The 14,571-nt window shown below is 68.6% G+C and carries 16 protein-coding genes; 7 read left to right on the top strand and 9 right to left on the bottom strand.

Annotation, left to right across the window (positions count from 1 at the left end; genetic code table 11):
- Nucleotides 1-80 precede the first annotated feature (80 nt).
- Both rlmD and ACF8LI_RS19460 read right to left on the bottom strand, forming a co-directional pair.
- The gene (gene rlmD / locus ACF8LI_RS19465; protein ID WP_392413960.1) at nucleotides 81-1,553 is read right to left on the bottom strand and encodes a 23S rRNA (uracil(1939)-C(5))-methyltransferase RlmD; all 1,473 of its coding nucleotides are present in this window, start codon (nucleotides 1,551-1,553) and stop codon (nucleotides 81-83) included.
- A 76-nt stretch (nucleotides 1,554-1,629) separates the two neighbouring features.
- Nucleotides 1,630-1,947, bottom strand: a complete 318-nt coding sequence (locus ACF8LI_RS19460) for a hypothetical protein (RefSeq protein ID WP_017405967.1) — start codon at nucleotides 1,945-1,947, stop codon at nucleotides 1,630-1,632.
- 187 nt (nucleotides 1,948-2,134) lie between these two features.
- On the opposite strand from ACF8LI_RS19460, the gene ACF8LI_RS19455 reads away from it, so the two are divergent.
- From ACF8LI_RS19455 to ACF8LI_RS19440, 4 genes are read left to right on the top strand one after another with little or no spacing between them, the layout of a single operon-like run.
- Nucleotides 2,135-2,689: a GbsR/MarR family transcriptional regulator gene (locus ACF8LI_RS19455; RefSeq protein WP_392413957.1), complete on the top strand. Its 555-nt coding sequence runs from the start codon at nucleotides 2,135-2,137 to the stop codon at nucleotides 2,687-2,689.
- A 38-nt stretch (nucleotides 2,690-2,727) separates the two neighbouring features.
- Nucleotides 2,728-3,597, top strand: a complete 870-nt coding sequence (locus ACF8LI_RS19450; protein ID WP_016448330.1) for an NAD-dependent epimerase/dehydratase family protein — start codon at nucleotides 2,728-2,730, stop codon at nucleotides 3,595-3,597.
- Complete coding sequence (locus ACF8LI_RS19445; RefSeq protein ID WP_392413955.1) at nucleotides 3,590-3,994, top strand: DoxX-like family protein; 405 nt, start codon at nucleotides 3,590-3,592, stop codon at nucleotides 3,992-3,994. Before ACF8LI_RS19450 ends, ACF8LI_RS19445 begins: the two co-directional genes overlap by 8 nt.
- On the top strand, nucleotides 3,991-4,470 hold the full coding sequence (locus ACF8LI_RS19440; RefSeq protein WP_043791520.1) for a DUF2269 domain-containing protein: 480 nt from the start codon (nucleotides 3,991-3,993) through the stop codon (nucleotides 4,468-4,470). Before ACF8LI_RS19445 ends, ACF8LI_RS19440 begins: the two co-directional genes overlap by 4 nt.
- Before the next feature lie 28 nt (nucleotides 4,471-4,498).
- Here the strand turns inward: ACF8LI_RS19440 and ACF8LI_RS19435 are convergent, their stop codons facing one another.
- The 7 genes from ACF8LI_RS19435 to ACF8LI_RS19405 form a co-directional block, all read right to left on the bottom strand.
- Nucleotides 4,499-4,714, bottom strand: coding sequence for a molybdopterin-binding protein (locus tag ACF8LI_RS19435; protein ID WP_012206434.1), 216 nt, complete (start codon nucleotides 4,712-4,714; stop codon nucleotides 4,499-4,501).
- Between the two features lie 54 nt (nucleotides 4,715-4,768).
- Entirely contained in the window at nucleotides 4,769-5,749 is a 981-nt protein-coding gene (locus ACF8LI_RS19430; RefSeq protein ID WP_126312041.1) for an ATP-binding cassette domain-containing protein, read from the bottom strand.
- A 15-nt stretch (nucleotides 5,750-5,764) separates the two neighbouring features.
- Entirely contained in the window at nucleotides 5,765-6,616 is an 852-nt protein-coding gene (ssuC, locus tag ACF8LI_RS19425) for an aliphatic sulfonate ABC transporter permease SsuC (protein WP_016453305.1), read from the bottom strand.
- Between the two features lie 11 nt (nucleotides 6,617-6,627).
- The gene (ssuD, locus tag ACF8LI_RS19420; protein WP_016453306.1) at nucleotides 6,628-7,788 is read right to left on the bottom strand and encodes an FMNH2-dependent alkanesulfonate monooxygenase; all 1,161 of its coding nucleotides are present in this window, start codon (nucleotides 7,786-7,788) and stop codon (nucleotides 6,628-6,630) included.
- 38 nt (nucleotides 7,789-7,826) lie between these two features.
- On the bottom strand, nucleotides 7,827-8,882 hold the full coding sequence (locus tag ACF8LI_RS19415) for an aliphatic sulfonate ABC transporter substrate-binding protein (RefSeq protein ID WP_133072953.1): 1,056 nt from the start codon (nucleotides 8,880-8,882) through the stop codon (nucleotides 7,827-7,829).
- Nucleotides 8,883-8,905: 23 nt separating this feature from the next.
- Entirely contained in the window at nucleotides 8,906-9,907 is a 1,002-nt protein-coding gene (locus tag ACF8LI_RS19410; protein ID WP_016448337.1) for a sulfonate ABC transporter substrate-binding protein, read from the bottom strand.
- A gap of 386 nt (nucleotides 9,908-10,293) precedes the next feature.
- Nucleotides 10,294-11,316, bottom strand: coding sequence for a sulfate ABC transporter substrate-binding protein (locus ACF8LI_RS19405; protein WP_012206440.1), 1,023 nt, complete (start codon nucleotides 11,314-11,316; stop codon nucleotides 10,294-10,296).
- Nucleotides 11,317-11,460: 144 nt separating this feature from the next.
- On the opposite strand from ACF8LI_RS19405, the gene ACF8LI_RS19400 reads away from it, so the two are divergent.
- The 3 genes from ACF8LI_RS19400 (at nucleotide 11,461) to mnmC (ending at nucleotide 14,530) form a co-directional block, all read left to right on the top strand.
- The gene (locus tag ACF8LI_RS19400; protein WP_012206441.1) at nucleotides 11,461-11,733 is read left to right on the top strand and encodes an oxidative damage protection protein; all 273 of its coding nucleotides are present in this window, start codon (nucleotides 11,461-11,463) and stop codon (nucleotides 11,731-11,733) included.
- A 172-nt stretch (nucleotides 11,734-11,905) separates the two neighbouring features.
- Entirely contained in the window at nucleotides 11,906-12,574 is a 669-nt protein-coding gene (locus ACF8LI_RS19395) for a trimeric intracellular cation channel family protein (protein ID WP_016453307.1), read from the top strand.
- A gap of 15 nt (nucleotides 12,575-12,589) precedes the next feature.
- Complete coding sequence (gene mnmC, locus ACF8LI_RS19390) at nucleotides 12,590-14,530, top strand: FAD-dependent 5-carboxymethylaminomethyl-2-thiouridine(34) oxidoreductase MnmC (RefSeq protein ID WP_392413951.1); 1,941 nt, start codon at nucleotides 12,590-12,592, stop codon at nucleotides 14,528-14,530.
- Nucleotides 14,531-14,571 lie beyond the last annotated feature (41 nt).

Below are 14,571 nucleotides of genomic sequence, written 5' to 3'. Positions count from 1 at the left end.
GCATCCGGATCCGGCCGCAAAAAAGCCGTGGCGCCCTCAGGCGGCCACGGCTTTTTCATGCAGGGCCTGCGGGGCCGCCGTCAGTCCACGCGACGCTCGAACACCGCCATGCTCTCCACATGGGCCGTGTGCGGGAACATGTTGACCACGCCGGCCGAAACACAGCGATAGCCGGCCAGGTGCACCAGCAGACCGGCATCGCGCGCCAGCGTGGCGGGATTGCAGCTGACATAGACGATGCGCTCTGGAAAGCTCCAGGCCTCGTGCCCTGCCGGCAGGGGCTCGGCACCTTCGGCGCCGATGCGCGCCTGGTGGATGTCGGCCAGGGCCTTGGACAGCGCAAACGCTCCTTCGCGCGGCGGATCGACCAGCCACTTGCCGGCGACGCCGTCGGCGAACAGCATCTCGGGCGTCATCTCGAACAGGTTGCGCGCCACAAAGCGCGTGGGCGCGAGCTTGTCGCCCTCTGCGCGCTGTGCGTTGTTGGCCGCGTAGTTTTCATGGGAACGCTTGACCAGGGTGTCGCTGCCCTCGATGCCCAGCACCTCGCGCGCCTGCGTGGCCAGGGGCAGGGTGAAGTTGCCCAGACCGCAGAACCAGTCGATCACCCGCTCATCCTTCTTGACATCCAGCAGTCGCAGCGCGCGCGTGACCAGCACGCGGTTGATGTGCGGATTGACCTGGGTGAAGTCCGTGGGCTTGAACGGCATGGTGATGCCGAAATCAGGCAGGCCGTAATCGAGCTGGGCGCCTCCCTGCTCCATGAGGTGCACGGTGTCCGGGCCCTTGGGTTGAAGCCACCACTGCACGTTGTGCTCGGCCGCGAAAGCGCGGAGCCGGGCCTGGTCGTCCTCGGACAGCGGCTCCAGGTGGCGCAGCACCAGGGCCGTGACCGAATCGCCGCAGGCGACCTCGATCTGCGGGCAGGTTTCGCGCGCATCCATGGAGGCGATCAGCGCGCGCATGGGCAGCAGCATGGCATCCACATGGGGCGGCAGTACCTTGCAGGTTTCCATGTCGGCGATGTAGCGGCTCTTGCGCTCGTGAAAGCCCACCAGCACCTTGCCCTTCTTGGCCACGTAGCGCACCGACAGGCGCGAGCGGAAGCGGTAGCCCCACGACGGACCTTCGATGGGGCGCAGCAGCGTCTCGGGCCTGACCTTGGCCAGATGCCAGAGGTTGTCCTCCAGCACGCGCTGCTTGATGGCCACCTGGGCAGCGACGTGCAGATGCTGCATCTTGCAGCCGCCGCAGGCGCCGGCATGCAAGCCGAAGTTGGGGCAGCCGGGGCGCACGCGCTGGGAGGATTCGCGGTGGATGGCCGTCAGGCTGGCGGCTTCCCAGTTGTTTTTCTTGCGATGGGTGTTGGCGCTGACCAGCTCGGTCGGCAGGGCGCCGTCGATGAATACCACCTTGCCATCGCTCTTGCGGGCCACGCCCTGGGCGTCCATATCCATGGACAGCACCTGCAGCCAGCCTTCGGGCAGTGCAGGGGCGTCGGCGTCGGCTTCGGGCAGGTTGTCGGGGATCTTGTTGTCGCGGGGTTCACTCATGGGGCCAGATTGTCTCAGGCTCTCCGATTGCCCTGGTGGCGCCCCCCCAAAAAAGCCCCGAACTCGCTTTTGCCCCTCAGGAGCGCGGCGTGCTGCTGCGGCCCAGGTCCCGCTGGCGCTCCTGGCGTGCACGCGCCAGCTGTTCGCGCTCGGCCAGCAGATTGACTTCAGTGAGGCAGTTGAACTCGTCCAGCGTGAACACCATGGTGGCGCCGCGCTCGATCTTGTCCACGGTCTGGTGCAGCGGCAAGGTCAGGTCCACCGGCGGGCGGTTGGAGCGGTAGATCAGCTCCTGCTCGGGCGTGTAGACGGAATAGCAGGCGGCAGACGCAGCCTGCGCCAGCGCGCAGGCGGCCAGCACGGTGATGGCACGCAGGTTTTGCACAGCAGTCATGGTGTTCCCCTCAAAACGGCGGCCCGCCTGTGTATGTACTGGGTGGCAGGCCAGGCTGCCCAGCATTATGGAGCAGCACATGCCGCGCCCCGCCAGGTGCCGCCTCCGCGCTGCAGCCGGTCTGGATTTTTCAGCTTTCACAAATTTCTCTCTTGACAGAAATTTCAGGCCTGCAGACACTGTAGCCATGCAACTGAGTCCCATCGCACACCGTTTCATCCACCATTGGGGCGACATGGGCAGCTCCTGGGGAGTGAACCGCACGGTCGCCCAGATCCACGCCCTGCTGTTTTTCCATGGCCGCCCGCTCAACGCGGAAGAGATTGCCGGCACGCTGGGCGCCGCTCGCTCCAACGTGAGCAACAGCCTCAAGGAACTGCAAGGCTGGGAGCTGATCCGCATCAGCCGCAGGCCCGGCGACCGCCGCGACTACTTCGAGACCTCGTCCGATGTCTGGGAGCTGCTGCGCACCATCGTGCGAGAGCGCAAGCAGCGCGAGTTCGACCCGACCTCCGAGATGCTGCGCGAACTGATCGCCGAGCCCGGTTTCGATGCCGAATCCCCCGACACCCAGGACCGCGTGCACGAGACGCTGCGCCTCATGGAGTCGCTGGGCATCTGGACCGACGAGATGCTGCGGCTGTCGCCCTCCACGCTGGACAAGCTCCTGCGCCTGGGCGCCAGCGTGCAGCGCTTCGTGCGCTCCGAGGCCGCTGACACCCGTGTCAAGCGCGGACGCTGAGCCTGAAATTTCCGTCACAAGAGAAACTGGAGGTCACCATGCGCATTCTGGTCTGCGGCGGCAACGGCTTCATCGGCCGCCATATCGTCAACCTGCTGGCACTGGCCGGCCACGACCCCGTGGCGCGCAGCCGCCATTCACTGCCTGCGCTCGACTACGCCAAGGCCACCACGCCCGACGCCTGGCTGCCGCACCTGGCGGGCGTGGACGCCGTGGTCAATGCCGTGGGCGTGCTGCGCGACAGCGCCTCCCGGCCCATCGATGCCATGCATGCCAAGGCCCCCATCGCCCTGTTCGATGCCTGCGCGGCAGCCGGCGTGCGGCGCGTGGTGCAGATCTCTGCCCTGGGCATAGAAGGCAGTGCCACGCGCTACGCCACCACCAAGCGCGCCGCTGACGAGCATCTGCTGGCACTCACGGCAGCCGGACATCTGCAAGGCTGCGTGGTCCGCCCCAGCGTGGTGTTCGGCGCTGGCGGCGCCAGCAGCGAGATGTTCCTGTCCATGGCGCGCCTGCCGGCGCTGCTGCTGCCGCGCCCCGTGCTGCAGGCCCGCGTGCAGCCCGTGGCCGTGCGCGACTTGGCCGAGGCCGTGGCCGGCCTGGTGACGCGCCCCGAGCCCGTGGGCATGATCGAGATCGGCGGCCCCCTGCCCTTGCCGCTGGCCGCGCTGATTGCCAGCCTGCGCGCGCAAATGGGCCGCGCCCCCGCTCGCGTGGGCACGCTGCCCGGCTGGCTCACCCGCGCCAGCGCACGCGCTGGCGACTGGGTCAGCGCCTCCCCCTGGTGCAGCGAGACACTGGCCATGCTGGCCAGCGACAACGTCACTGATCCGGCTGGCCTGCAAGGCCTGCTGGGCCGGCCTGGCGTTGCGCCCTCCCAACTGCTGTCCACCTTGCGCCATGGATGAGCGCCGCTCTCGCACCGTTCCAGCGCCGCTGCGCACCATGCACTTGAGCCTGATCGCCGTCTGGCTGGGCACGGCCCTGGTCAGTGCCATCGAGCACCGGGGCCTGAGCGTGCAGGTGCTGGCCGACGCCGGCATCCACGATGCGCGCTGGCAGACGTTCCTGATCTGGAGCGGCCTGCTCGCCGACCTGGCCGTGGGCCTGGCGCTGTGGCTGCGGCCGGGCCGGGAGAGCTATCTGGCGGCCTTGCTGCTGATGGCTGCCATGACCGTGCTGGCCACGGCGCTGCAGCCCACGCTGTGGCTGCACCCGCTGGGGCCGCTGCTCAAGAACCTGCCGATCGCAGCCATGCTGCTGCACCTGATGCAGGCACCTGTCACGTCCAAGGAGTCCGCATGAATCTCTACCTGTTGCTCAAGACGCTGCATATCGCGTCCAGCGTGCTGCTGGTCGGCACCGGCCTGGGCTCGGCCTTCTACATGTTCTTCGCCAACCGCAGCGGCAGCGTCGCTGCCCAGGCCGTGGTCAGCCGCCTGGTGGTGCGTGCGGACTGGTGGTTTACCACGCCCTGCGTGGTCATACAGCCTGTGAGCGGCATTGCCCTGGCCCATATGGCGGGCTGGCCGTTGACCACGCCGTGGCTGGCACTGTCGCTGGGCCTGTACCTGCTGGCCGGCGTCTGCTGGCTGCCCGTGGTCTGGCTGCAGGTGCGCATGGCCGCCATGGCGCGCGGCGCGCACGCAGCGCAGGCCGCCCTGCCCGCGCTGTATGCCGTCTACGCCCGGCGCTGGGAGGCGCTGGGCTACCCGGCCTTCATCGCCATGGCCGTGACCTATTACCTGATGGTCAACAAGCCGATGCTCTGGGGCGGTTGAGCATCGGCAGTGCCTTCAGTGCCTGGCCTCAGAGCTTGGCAATGGACACTTCGGTGGATTTGACCAGGGCCACCACGTCGGAGCCCACGACCAGGCCCAGCTCGTCCACCGAGCGCGTGGTGATCACCGAAGTGACCACGCCCCAGGGCGTCTGCACATCGACTTCGGAGACGACATCGCCACGGATGATTTCGCGCACCTGGCCCTTGAACTGGTTGCGCACGTTGATGGCTTGAATGGACATGTTTTTCTCCTGGGGATCAAAAGGAATCAAAGGAAGGTTGGGGAAAACGAAAAGTCAGACCGCCCAGCGCAGGCCATGGGCCGGCACGCCGGGCCAGGCCGTGGTGTCGGTCAGGGGGTTGGAGTCGGGCTCGGCGGCGGGCTTTTGCAGCACGCGGTCGAGAATGCGTTGCTCGATGGCCGCCAGCGCCACGCTGCCGTGCACGCGCGGCCGTGGCAGGGCAATGCGTTCGTCCAGCGCGATGCGGCCGTCCTCGATCAGCACCACGCGGTCGGCCAGGGCCACGGCCTCCTGCACGTCATGCGTGACCAGCAGGGCCGTGAAGCCGTGGCTCTGCCACAGGCCTTCGATCAGGCGGTGCATCTCTATGCGGGTGAGCGCATCGAGCGCGCCCAGCGGCTCGTCCAGCAGCAGCAGTTGCGGGCGGTGCACCAGGGCGCGCGCCAGGGCCACGCGCTGGCGCTGGCCGCCAGACAGGCGCGCCGGCCATTCGCCCTCGCGGTCGGCCAGGCCGACCTGGGCCAGCACTTCGCGGCCACGTTCCTGGGCCGAGGCGGGCAGGCCCAGCGTCACATTGGCCAGCACGCGCCGCCAGGGCAGCAGGCGCGCATCCTGGAACATGATGCGCGTGCCGCCCTGCGCGCCCTGCACGGCGCGGGCGGGCTCGCCGTCCAGCAGCAGGGTGCCGGCCGTGGCCTGTTCCAGGCCTGCGACCAGGCGCAGCAAGGTGCTCTTGCCGCAGCCGCTGCGGCCCACGATGGCGACGAATTCGCCAGGCTCCACCTGCAGTTGCACTTCGTGCAGCACCTCGCGCTGGCCGTAGCGCTTGGTCAACCCGCCGGCCTGCAGGCGCACGCCAGGGCGCGGTGCGGATTGGGGGGATGCGGACTGCGGCGCATCGTCGTTCTGGGCCAGGCGGTCGCTGACGTCCAGGCCATCGGCGTCGAACGAGGCCTCCCAGGCCATCGCCGGCGCGGTGGTGTTCAGCTCCACGGCCTGTGCCAGCGTGGTCTTCATGCGGTTCCATCGGCTCATGTCGTGCTCCTTGTGTCACTTGGGCTGGTAGCCCGGATGCCAGCGCAGCCACCAGTGCTCCAGCGCACGCGCAAACCAGTCGGCCAGCTTGCCCAGCAGGGCGTATAGCAGGATGCCGACCAGCACCACGTCGGTCTGCAGGAACTCGCGGGCGTTCATGGTCAGGTAGCCGATGCCCGACTGCGCCGAGATGGTCTCGGCCACGATGAGGATCACCCACATCAGGCCCAGCGAAAAACGCAGGCCCACCAGGATGGAGGACAGCGCGCCCGGCAGGATGACCTCGCGGTACAGCTGCCAGCGCGTGAGGCCGTAGCTGCGCCCCATCTCGATCAGCGCGGGGTCCACATTGCGTATGCCGTGGAAGGTGTTCAGGTAGATGGGAAAGAACACCGACACGCTGATCAGGAACAGCTTGGCGCTCTCGTCGATGCCGAACCACAGGATGACCAGCGGAATCAGCGCCAGCGCGGGAATGTTGCGCACCATCTGGATGGTGGAGTCCAGCAGCGTCTCCGCCCAGCGCAGCGAGCCCGTGAGCAGGCCCAGCACCAGCCCCAGGCCGCCGCCGATGGCCAGGCCACCCAGCGCGCGGCCCGCGCTCACCTGCACATGCTTGAGCAGCTCTCCCGACTCGGCCAGCGCCTGCGCGGCGCGCAGCACATCCAGCGGAGCGGGCAGCACCCGCGTGGACAGCCAGCCCCACGCCGAGGCGGCCTGCCAGACGGCGATCAGCGCCAGCGGCACCAGCCAGGGCACCAGGCGGCGGCCCACGCCGGCCGCAAAGCGCAGCAGCGGCGACCAGGCATCGCCGGCCGGGGGGGCCGAGGAGGCCGGCAGCGCAGTAACGGTACGTGCATCGGACATGCGTGACTCCCTCAGCTTTGCGACGCGCGCGGCGAGTACAGGTTGGCAACGGTCTCGCCCAGCGGCCCGCCCACGCCGCCAGCCAGCCTGTCGCGCACGGACAGCGGCAGCAGCGGGAAGACCAGCTCGGCAAAGCGGTAGGCCTCTTCCAGGTGCGGATAGCCGGACAGCACGAAGGTGTCTATACCCAGGTCCGCGTACTCCTTGATGCGGTCGGCCACAGTCTGCGCATCGCCCACCAGGGCCGTGCCCGCGCCGCCGCGCACCAGGCCCACGCCGGCCCAGAGGTTGGGGCTGATCTCCAGCTCGGCCCGCGTGCGGCGGCTGCCACCCGCATGCAGGGCGGCCATGCGGCGCTGGCCTTCCGAGTCCATGCGCGCGAAGGCGGCCTGGGCCTGGACCACGGTCTCGTCCTTGAGGCGGCTGATCAGGCGATCGGCATCGGCCCAGGCCTCGTCCTCGGTCTCGCGCACGATGACGTGCAGGCGGATGCCGAACTTCACGCTGCGGCCATGGCGCGCCGCCTTCTCGCGCACATCGGCAATCTTCTTGGCCACCTCGGCCGGGGGCTCGCCCCAGGTCAGGTAGGCATCGACCTGCTCGGCGGCCAGGTCGTGCGCGGCTTCGGACGAACCGCCGAAGTACACGGGCGGATACGGCTTTTGCAGCGGCGGGAACAACAGCTTGGCGCCCTTGACCGAGAGGTGTTCACCTTCGTAGTCGAGCGTGCCGCCTTCATGGCTGCGCTCAAGGATCTCGCGCCAGATGCGGATGAACTCGGCCGATTGCTCGTAGCGCTCGGCATGGTCGAGGAAGACGCCGTCGCCCTCCAGCTCGGCACGGTCGCCGCCCGTGACCAGGTTGATCAGCAGCCGCCCGCCCGACAGGCGGTCGAACGAGGCCGCCATGCGCGCCGCCAGGCTGGGCTGGTGCAGGCCGGGCCGCACGGCGACCAGGAACTTCAGGCGCCTGGTGACCGGAATCAGGCTGGAGGCGACGACCCAGGGGTCCTCGCAGGAGCGGCCCGTGGGAATCAGCACGCCCTCGTAGCCCAGGCTGTCGGCCGCGATGGCGACCTGCTTGACATAGTCGTGGCTGAGCGGGCGGGCGCCCTCGGCCGTGCCGAGGTAGCGGCTGTCGCCGTGGGTGGGAATGAACCAGAAAACCTGCATGCGCTGCTCCAGTCAGGGGACGGAATCGAGGAAGGAAATCAAAGGGCGGAAGAAGGCCGTGCCGCCGCAGGCTCGGCCAGCCGCGCGTACTCGGCCGCCGAGGGCCGCCAGACGATGTCGGCCACCTGCACCTGGCGCGGAATCAGGCCCAGCCGAAAAAATGCATCGGCCACGCGCTGCTGGTCCACCACGGTCTGCGCAGCCAGCAGGCCCACGGGGGAGCTGGGCCGGCGCGCAATGAAGCGGCTGACCACCGCCGTATCCAGGCCGCTGAAGCCGGCCACCAGGGCCACGGCCTCCTGGCGCGCGCTCTGGGCCAGGCGATCGGCGCGCGTGAGCTCGTCGAACAGCGCGCGCAGCACCTGCGGATGGCGCTCCACCAGTCCGCGCGCGGCCAGGTAGAACGAGGCGTTGCCCGACAGGCCTTCGCCATTGGCCAGCACGCGCGGGCGAATCGCCAGCTCGGTGGCCGCGTAGAACGGGTCCCAGATGGCCCAGGCATCCACGCTCTTGCGTTCGAAGGCGGCGCGCGCATCGGCCGGGGCCAGGTACACGGGCTGGATCTCGTTCCAGGCCAGGCCCGCCTTGTCCAGCGCGCGCACCAGCAGGTAATGGGCGCTGGAGCCTTTTTGCAGCGCCACGCGCCGGCCCTTGAGGTCGGCCAGGGCGCGCAGCGGCGAGTCCGACGGCACGAGAATCGCCGAGCTTTCGGGCTTGGGCGGCTCGGCGCCAACGTACAGCAGGTCGCGGCCCGCGGCCTGGGCAAAGACCGGGGGTGAATCGCCGGTCAGGCCGAAATCCAGGCTGCCGGCGGCCAGGGCCTCCAGCAGCTGGGGGCCGGCCGGAAACTCCAGCCAGCTGACCTTGGTGCCCGCAAAGCGCTTTTCCAGCACGCCTTGCTGCTTGAGGATGACCAGGTTGACGGCCGACTTCTGGTAGCCGATGCGCAACTGCTCGGGCCCGGCCACGGCGGCCGGCGTCTCGGCGCGTGCGTACTGGCCGGCCAGGCTCCAGCTGAAGGCGGTGGTGCCCAGCAGTTGCAGGGCCTGGCGGCGCACGCGGTCCAGGCGGGGCTTCTTGGAATTGGCATTCATGGTGCGGACTCCTTGCAGTGGGCTCAGGGACGCGACGCGATCAGGTCCACCGGCGCGGCATGCAGCAGGTTGAGCTTGCGGGGGATGAGCTTGAGCTCGAAGAAGGTGTCGGCGATCTGCTGCTGCTCGGCCAGGATCTCGCGCGTCACGGACGAGGTGCCGAAGCGGGCACGGCTCAGGTACAGCTCGGTGATGGACTTGTCCAGGCCCAGGATGCTGGACAGCTCGGCGGCCGCCGCCGTCTGGTTCTTCGAGGCCCAGCGGTCAATCCCATCGACCTCTTCGATGGCAATGCGCAGCACATCGGCATTGCGCGTGGCGAAATCGCGCGAGGTGAAGTAGTAGGCGCGGTTGTTGACCACGCCCGTGGCATCGGCCAGCAGGCGGGCGTCCAGCGTCTTTTGCGCGGCAGCCAGGAAGGGGTCCCAGATCAGCCAGGCATCGACGGAGCCGCGCTCGAAGGCGGCACGCGCATCGGCCGGCGCCAGGAAGACGGACTGCACATCGCCGTACTTCAGGCCGTGCTTTTCCAGCAGCTTGACCAGGAAGTACTGCACGTTCGAGCCCTTGTTGTAGGCCACGCGCTTGCCCTTGAGGTCCTGCACGCTGCGGATGGGCGAGTCCTTGGGCACGATCACCGCCTCCAGCCCGGGGCGCGGCACGGTGGCGCCCGCATAGACCAGGGGTGCGCCTGCGGCCTGCGCAAAGATGGGCGGGGCCTCGCCCACATCGCCGAAGTCGATGGAGCCCACGTTCAGCGCCTCCAGCTGCACGGGGCCGGCGTTGAACTCGATCCAGCGCACGGATACGCCCAGCGGCGCCAGCCGCTTTTCCAGCGTGCCCCGGCTCTTCAGGATGGACAGCCAGCCCTTTTGGTGGCCCACGCGCAGCACGCGGTCACCCGCCTTGTCCTGGGCCAGGGCCGGGCCGCCCACCGTGGCGACCGCTGCGGCAAGGCCCGCGCCCAGCAGTTGGCGTCGGCGCCAGTTGGCTGTGTGTCGGGGGAAAGAATCAAACGAGACCATGACGGACATCCTTGGAAGAGTGGTGCGTGGTGCGTGGTGCGTGGTGCGTGGCGCACAGGCAAAGCGCTGCCCATGCATGCGCGCGGCATGCAGCCAGAAAACAAAAAAAGGGAAGGCGGAGCAAGGGGCAGCCGCCTGCAGGGCCGGGCCTGCAGGCGCACCGCACAGAGTCGTCAGGTGCTACATCGCCGGCTGGCGAAGGCCATGGTCTCGAAGCGAGGAAAAGAGCTGGATGCCACCACGCCTGCCTGCGCCGTGCGGCGCGGGGCCTGCAAAGAGTGGCGGGAAGTCAGCAAGATGGACATGGCGGATCGTGGTAGTTGGCAGAGATCTGGGAAAGCGGGTGAATTCAGTGGGTGGGCGCCGGCCGGGCCGGCGCGCCGCACTCACTTCTTGGTGTAGATCTGGTCGAAGCTGCCGCCGTCGGCAAAGTGGTCCTTGTCGGCCTTGGCCCAGCCGCCAAAGGCCTGGTCGATGGTGACCAGCTCCAGCTTGGGGAACTTGTCCGCGAATTCGGCCTTGACCTTGGCATCGGTGGGACGGTAGTAGTTGCGGCCGGCGATGCGCTGGCCTTCCTCGGAGTACAGGTACTTCAGGTACTCCTCGGCCACGGCGCGTGTGCCCTTCTTGTCCACGACCTTGTCGACCACGGCCACCGAAGGCTCGGCCAGGATGGACAGCGAAGGCACGACGATCTGGAACTTGTCGGGACCGAACTCCTTGAGTGCCAGGAAGGCCTCGTTCTCCCAGGCCAGCAGCACATCGCCCACGCCGCGCTGCACGAAGGTGATGGTGGCGCCGCGCGCGCCGGTGTCCAGCACGGGCACGTTCTTGAACAGCTTGCCGATGAAGTCCTTGGCCTGTGCGTCGCCGCCGTACTTGCGCTTGGCGAATTCCCAGGCGGCCAGGTAGTTCCAGCGCGCACCGCCGCTGGTCTTGGGGTTGGGCGTGATCACCTGCACGCCAGGCTTGACCAGATCGTCCCAGTCCTTGAGGTTCTTGGGATTGCCCTTCTTCACCAGGAAGACGATGGTGGAGCTGTAGGGCGCCGAGTTGTGCGGCAGGCGCTTTTGCCAGTCGGCCTTGAGCAGGTTGCCGTTCTTGACCAGGGCGTCGATGTCGCCGGCCAGCGCCAGCGTGGCCACGTCGGCGTCGATGCCGTCGATGATCGAACGCGCCTGCTTGCCCGAGCCGCCGTGCGACTGCTTGACGCTCACGTCCTGGCCGCTCTTGGCCTTCCAGTGCTTGGCGAAGGCCTGGTTGTATTCCACGTACAGCTCGCGCGTCGGATCGTAGGAGACATTGAGCAGTTGCACCGACTGGGCCAACGCCGGCAGAGCCGACAGGGTCAAGCCCGCGATCAGGCCGGCGGCGACAGGAAACTTGATAAAGTGGCGGCGAATTTTCATTGGAGTGTCGGTAGAGAGTGGAGACGACGGTCTGGTGCCGTGGAAAGCATTCTCAAAGCCAACTCTTAAAACTCAAACCAATAAGATTTCAGTTTGTTATTCCCAAAACATCTGAATCTCTGCAAGACAAGGACTCAATTCCCCATGGCACGTACCGTTCACTGCATCAAGCTTGGCGTTGACGCTGAAGGCCTGGATTTCCCGCCCTACCCCGGCGAGCTGGGCAAGCGCATTTTTGAAGGCGTGAGCAAGCAGGCCTGGGCCGACTGGCTCAAGCACCAGACGATGCTGGTCAACGAAAACCGCCTGAACCTGGCCGACGCACGCGCCCGCCAGTACCTGGCCCGCCAGATGGAAAACCACTTCTTCGGCGGCGGCGCCGATGCGGCGGCCGGCTACGTGCCTCCTACGGCCTGAGCCGCTTCGCGCCCTTTCACCGCCCCCGTCGCACCGCGCCGGGGGCGGTTTCATTTGCGGTGCCGCAAACGGCCGCCGCCCAGAGACCGCCTACAATGCCCGCCTTCTTGCGCTGGACGGCGCAGTGGCCGGACACCCTGCGGCGCGGGCCGGTCTTCATCCGAGGTTTTCCGTGCTTCCATCCGTCTCCCTGCTGGAATCGTTCCAGGCATCGCAGTTCACCGTCATGCTGGTGATCTACCTCGTGGCCATCACGGCCGAAGCCATGTCGGGCGCGCTGGCGGCGGGCCGGCGCAACATGGACATCTTCGGCGTGGCCGTGATCGCCTTCGTCACCGCGCTGGGCGGCGGCACCATCCGCGACATGGTGCTGGGCCACTACCCCATCGGCTGGACGCAGCACCCTGAATATGTCTACCTGGTCATCTCGGCCGGGCTGCTGACCATCGTCGTGGCGCGCCACATGCACCATCTCAAGCAGGTCTTTCTGCTGCTGGACGCCATGGGGCTGATCGCCTTCTCGCTGATCGGCTGCAACGTGGCGCTGGAGCTGGGCTACCCGCCCGTGGTGGTGGTGATGTCGGGCATGTTGACCGGCATCAGCGGCGGCATTCTGCGCGACGTGCTTTGCAACCAGGTGCCGGTCGTCTTCCGGCGCGAGCTGTATGCCAGCGTGTCGCTGGCCGTGTGCCTGCTGTTCCTGGGACTGCGCACGCTGGACGTGGGCTCCAACCTCAGCACCGTCGTCTGCTTTGCCGGCGGACTCACGCTGCGCCTGGCCGCCATCCGCTTCAAGTGGCGGCTGCCCGTGTTCTCCTACCAGCAGCGCTGGGAGGAGTAGTTCTGCCCCTTGCCCATGTCCGAACCCATTGACTGGCTGCCCGATGGCACGCCCTACAGCCCGCGCTTCGGCGACCGCTACCACAGCGAACTCGGCGGCCTGGACCAGGCCCGTCATGTCTTTCTGGGCGGCTGCGGCCTGCCGGCGGCCTGGGCCGATGCGCCGCAATGGCGCATCCTGGAGACCGGTTTCGGGTTCGGGCTGAATTTCCTCGTGGCCTGGGAAGCCTGGAAGGCCGATCCCCGGCGCCCGAGGCTGCTGCATTTCGTCTCGGCCGAAGCCTTTCCCGTCAGCGCCGACGCCATGCGCCAGGCCATGCCGCGCAAGCCAGGATTGCGCCTGCTGGCCGAGGAGCTGGCCACCCGGTTCCAGGGCCTGCTGCCCGGCGTGCACCGCCTCGCCTTCGAGCAGGGCCGCGTGCTGCTGACGCTGTACATCGGCGATGCCCAGGCCATGCTGCGGCGCCAGCAGATCACGGCCGACAGCATCTACCTGGACGGCTTCACGCCGGAACTCAACCCCGAGCTCTGGAGCGCCGATACCCTGCGCGCGCTGGCGCGCCATTGCCGGCGCGGCACGCAGCTGTCCACCTGGTGCGTGGCGCGCACGGTGCGCGATGGCCTGGCACAGCACGGCTTTCAGGTGCGCAAGGTCGATGGCGTCCCACCCAAGCGCCACAACCTGCATGCCGTCTTCGACCCGGCCTGGCAACCGCGCGGGCCGCGCGGGCCGGGAGCACAGCCGCAGGAACCCATCACCCCACGGCGCTGCATGGTGCTGGGTGCAGGCATCGCCGGTGCGGCCGCCGCCGCCAGCCTGTCGCGCCGTGGCTGGCAGGTCACCGTGCTGGATGCTGCCGAGGCGCCTGCAGCGGGCGCCTCCGCCCTGCCCGCGGGCCTGTTCTGCCCCCATGTCTCTCCCGATGACAGCCTGCTGTCCCGCCTGAGCCGCGACGGCGCACGCCTGACCCTGGCGCAGCTGCAAATGCTCTCCGGCCAGGGCCTGCTGCAACCGGGCACGGACTGGTGCGATACCGGCGTGCTGGAGCACGGCGTGGAAGCCGCCCCGCGGCTGCCGCGCGACTGGCAATCCCCCGACCCGGGCGACCACTGGAGCCGGCCCGCCAGCGCCGATCAACTCTCGGCGGCCGGCCTGCCCGCCGACGCCCCTGCCTGCTGGCATGCGCAAGCTGGCTGGGTACGCCCGGCACGGCTGGTGCAGGCGCAACTGGCGCTGCCGGGCGTGCGCTGGCAGGGCCGCGCCTGCGTGGCGCGTCTTGCACGCACCGACACAGCCGGTGGCGCGCCCGTCTGGCAGGCCCTGGATGCACAGGGCAATCTGCTGGCCGAGGCTGAACTGGTCGTTCTCGCACTGGGCCCCGCAACCAATGCGCTGCTGGAGCACAGCCTGGGTGCGCAGGCCGCCTGGCCGCTGCAGCCCATTCGCGGCCAGGTCAGCTGGGATGTGCACACCCCGGCCAGCGCACAGGCCATGCCGCCCTTTCCCGTCAACGGCCATGGCAACCTGGTGCCTGCCATGCCGCTGCCCGGCGATGCAGCCGGGCCAGGCTGGGTCATGGGATCGACCTTCGAGCGCGACCAGACCGCGCTGCCGCCAAGTCCCGAAGACCAGGCCGCCGCCCATGCAGCCAATGGCGCCAAGCTGGCGCAGCTGCTGCCAGGTGCCTACCAGGGCCTGCAAGGCTTCTTCGACGCGCCACCGCGCGCCACCTGGGGCGCCGTGCGCGTGGCCTCGCCAGACCGGCTGCCCGTGGTCGGACCGGTGTCCGATCAGGCTCCCGGCCTGTGGGCGCTGACGGCCATGGGCTCGCGCGGGCTCACGCTGTCGCTGCTGTGCGGCGAGCTGCTGGCAGCACGCCTGCACGACGAACCGCTGCCCCTGGATGCCAGGCTGGCGGCTGCCCTGGCCAGCGAACGCCTGGGCCGCAGGCGCTGAGCCGCTGAACCGCCCGGCCGCTGAACGGCCCAGCATTCACA

Source organism: Delftia sp. WSY_12 (assembly GCF_043104645.1).
Lineage (GTDB): Bacteria > Pseudomonadota > Gammaproteobacteria > Burkholderiales > Burkholderiaceae_C > Comamonas > Comamonas tsuruhatensis.
This window is presented reverse-complemented; position numbering and strand designations above follow the sequence as displayed.

What these genes read in the sequence shown, in the direction of transcription:
- ACF8LI_RS19460 (WP_017405967.1), bottom strand. Translation starts at nt 1,947, where the DNA reads ATGACTGCTGTGCAAAACCTGCGTGCCATCACCGTGCTGGCCGCCTGC.
- ACF8LI_RS19400 (WP_012206441.1), top strand. Translation starts at nt 11,461, where the DNA reads ATGGCACGTACCGTTCACTGCATCAAGCTTGGCGTTGACGCTGAAGGC.
- ssuD (WP_016453306.1), bottom strand. Translation starts at nt 7,788, where the DNA reads ATGCAGGTTTTCTGGTTCATTCCCACCCACGGCGACAGCCGCTACCTC.
- ACF8LI_RS19435 (WP_012206434.1), bottom strand. Translation starts at nt 4,714, where the DNA reads ATGTCCATTCAAGCCATCAACGTGCGCAACCAGTTCAAGGGCCAGGTG.
- ACF8LI_RS19455 (WP_392413957.1), top strand. Translation starts at nt 2,135, where the DNA reads ATGCAACTGAGTCCCATCGCACACCGTTTCATCCACCATTGGGGCGAC.
- rlmD (WP_392413960.1), bottom strand. Translation starts at nt 1,553, where the DNA reads ATGAGTGAACCCCGCGACAACAAGATCCCCGACAACCTGCCCGAAGCC.
- ssuC (WP_016453305.1), bottom strand. Translation starts at nt 6,616, where the DNA reads ATGTCCGATGCACGTACCGTTACTGCGCTGCCGGCCTCCTCGGCCCCC.
- ACF8LI_RS19415 (WP_133072953.1), bottom strand. Translation starts at nt 8,882, where the DNA reads ATGAATGCCAATTCCAAGAAGCCCCGCCTGGACCGCGTGCGCCGCCAG.
- mnmC (WP_392413951.1), top strand. Translation starts at nt 12,590, where the DNA reads ATGTCCGAACCCATTGACTGGCTGCCCGATGGCACGCCCTACAGCCCG.
- ACF8LI_RS19405 (WP_012206440.1), bottom strand. Translation starts at nt 11,316, where the DNA reads ATGAAAATTCGCCGCCACTTTATCAAGTTTCCTGTCGCCGCCGGCCTG.
- ACF8LI_RS19430 (WP_126312041.1), bottom strand. Translation starts at nt 5,749, where the DNA reads ATGAGCCGATGGAACCGCATGAAGACCACGCTGGCACAGGCCGTGGAG.
- ACF8LI_RS19410 (WP_016448337.1), bottom strand. Translation starts at nt 9,907, where the DNA reads ATGGTCTCGTTTGATTCTTTCCCCCGACACACAGCCAACTGGCGCCGA.
- ACF8LI_RS19445 (WP_392413955.1), top strand. Translation starts at nt 3,590, where the DNA reads ATGGATGAGCGCCGCTCTCGCACCGTTCCAGCGCCGCTGCGCACCATG.
- ACF8LI_RS19450 (WP_016448330.1), top strand. Translation starts at nt 2,728, where the DNA reads ATGCGCATTCTGGTCTGCGGCGGCAACGGCTTCATCGGCCGCCATATC.
- ACF8LI_RS19440 (WP_043791520.1), top strand. Translation starts at nt 3,991, where the DNA reads ATGAATCTCTACCTGTTGCTCAAGACGCTGCATATCGCGTCCAGCGTG.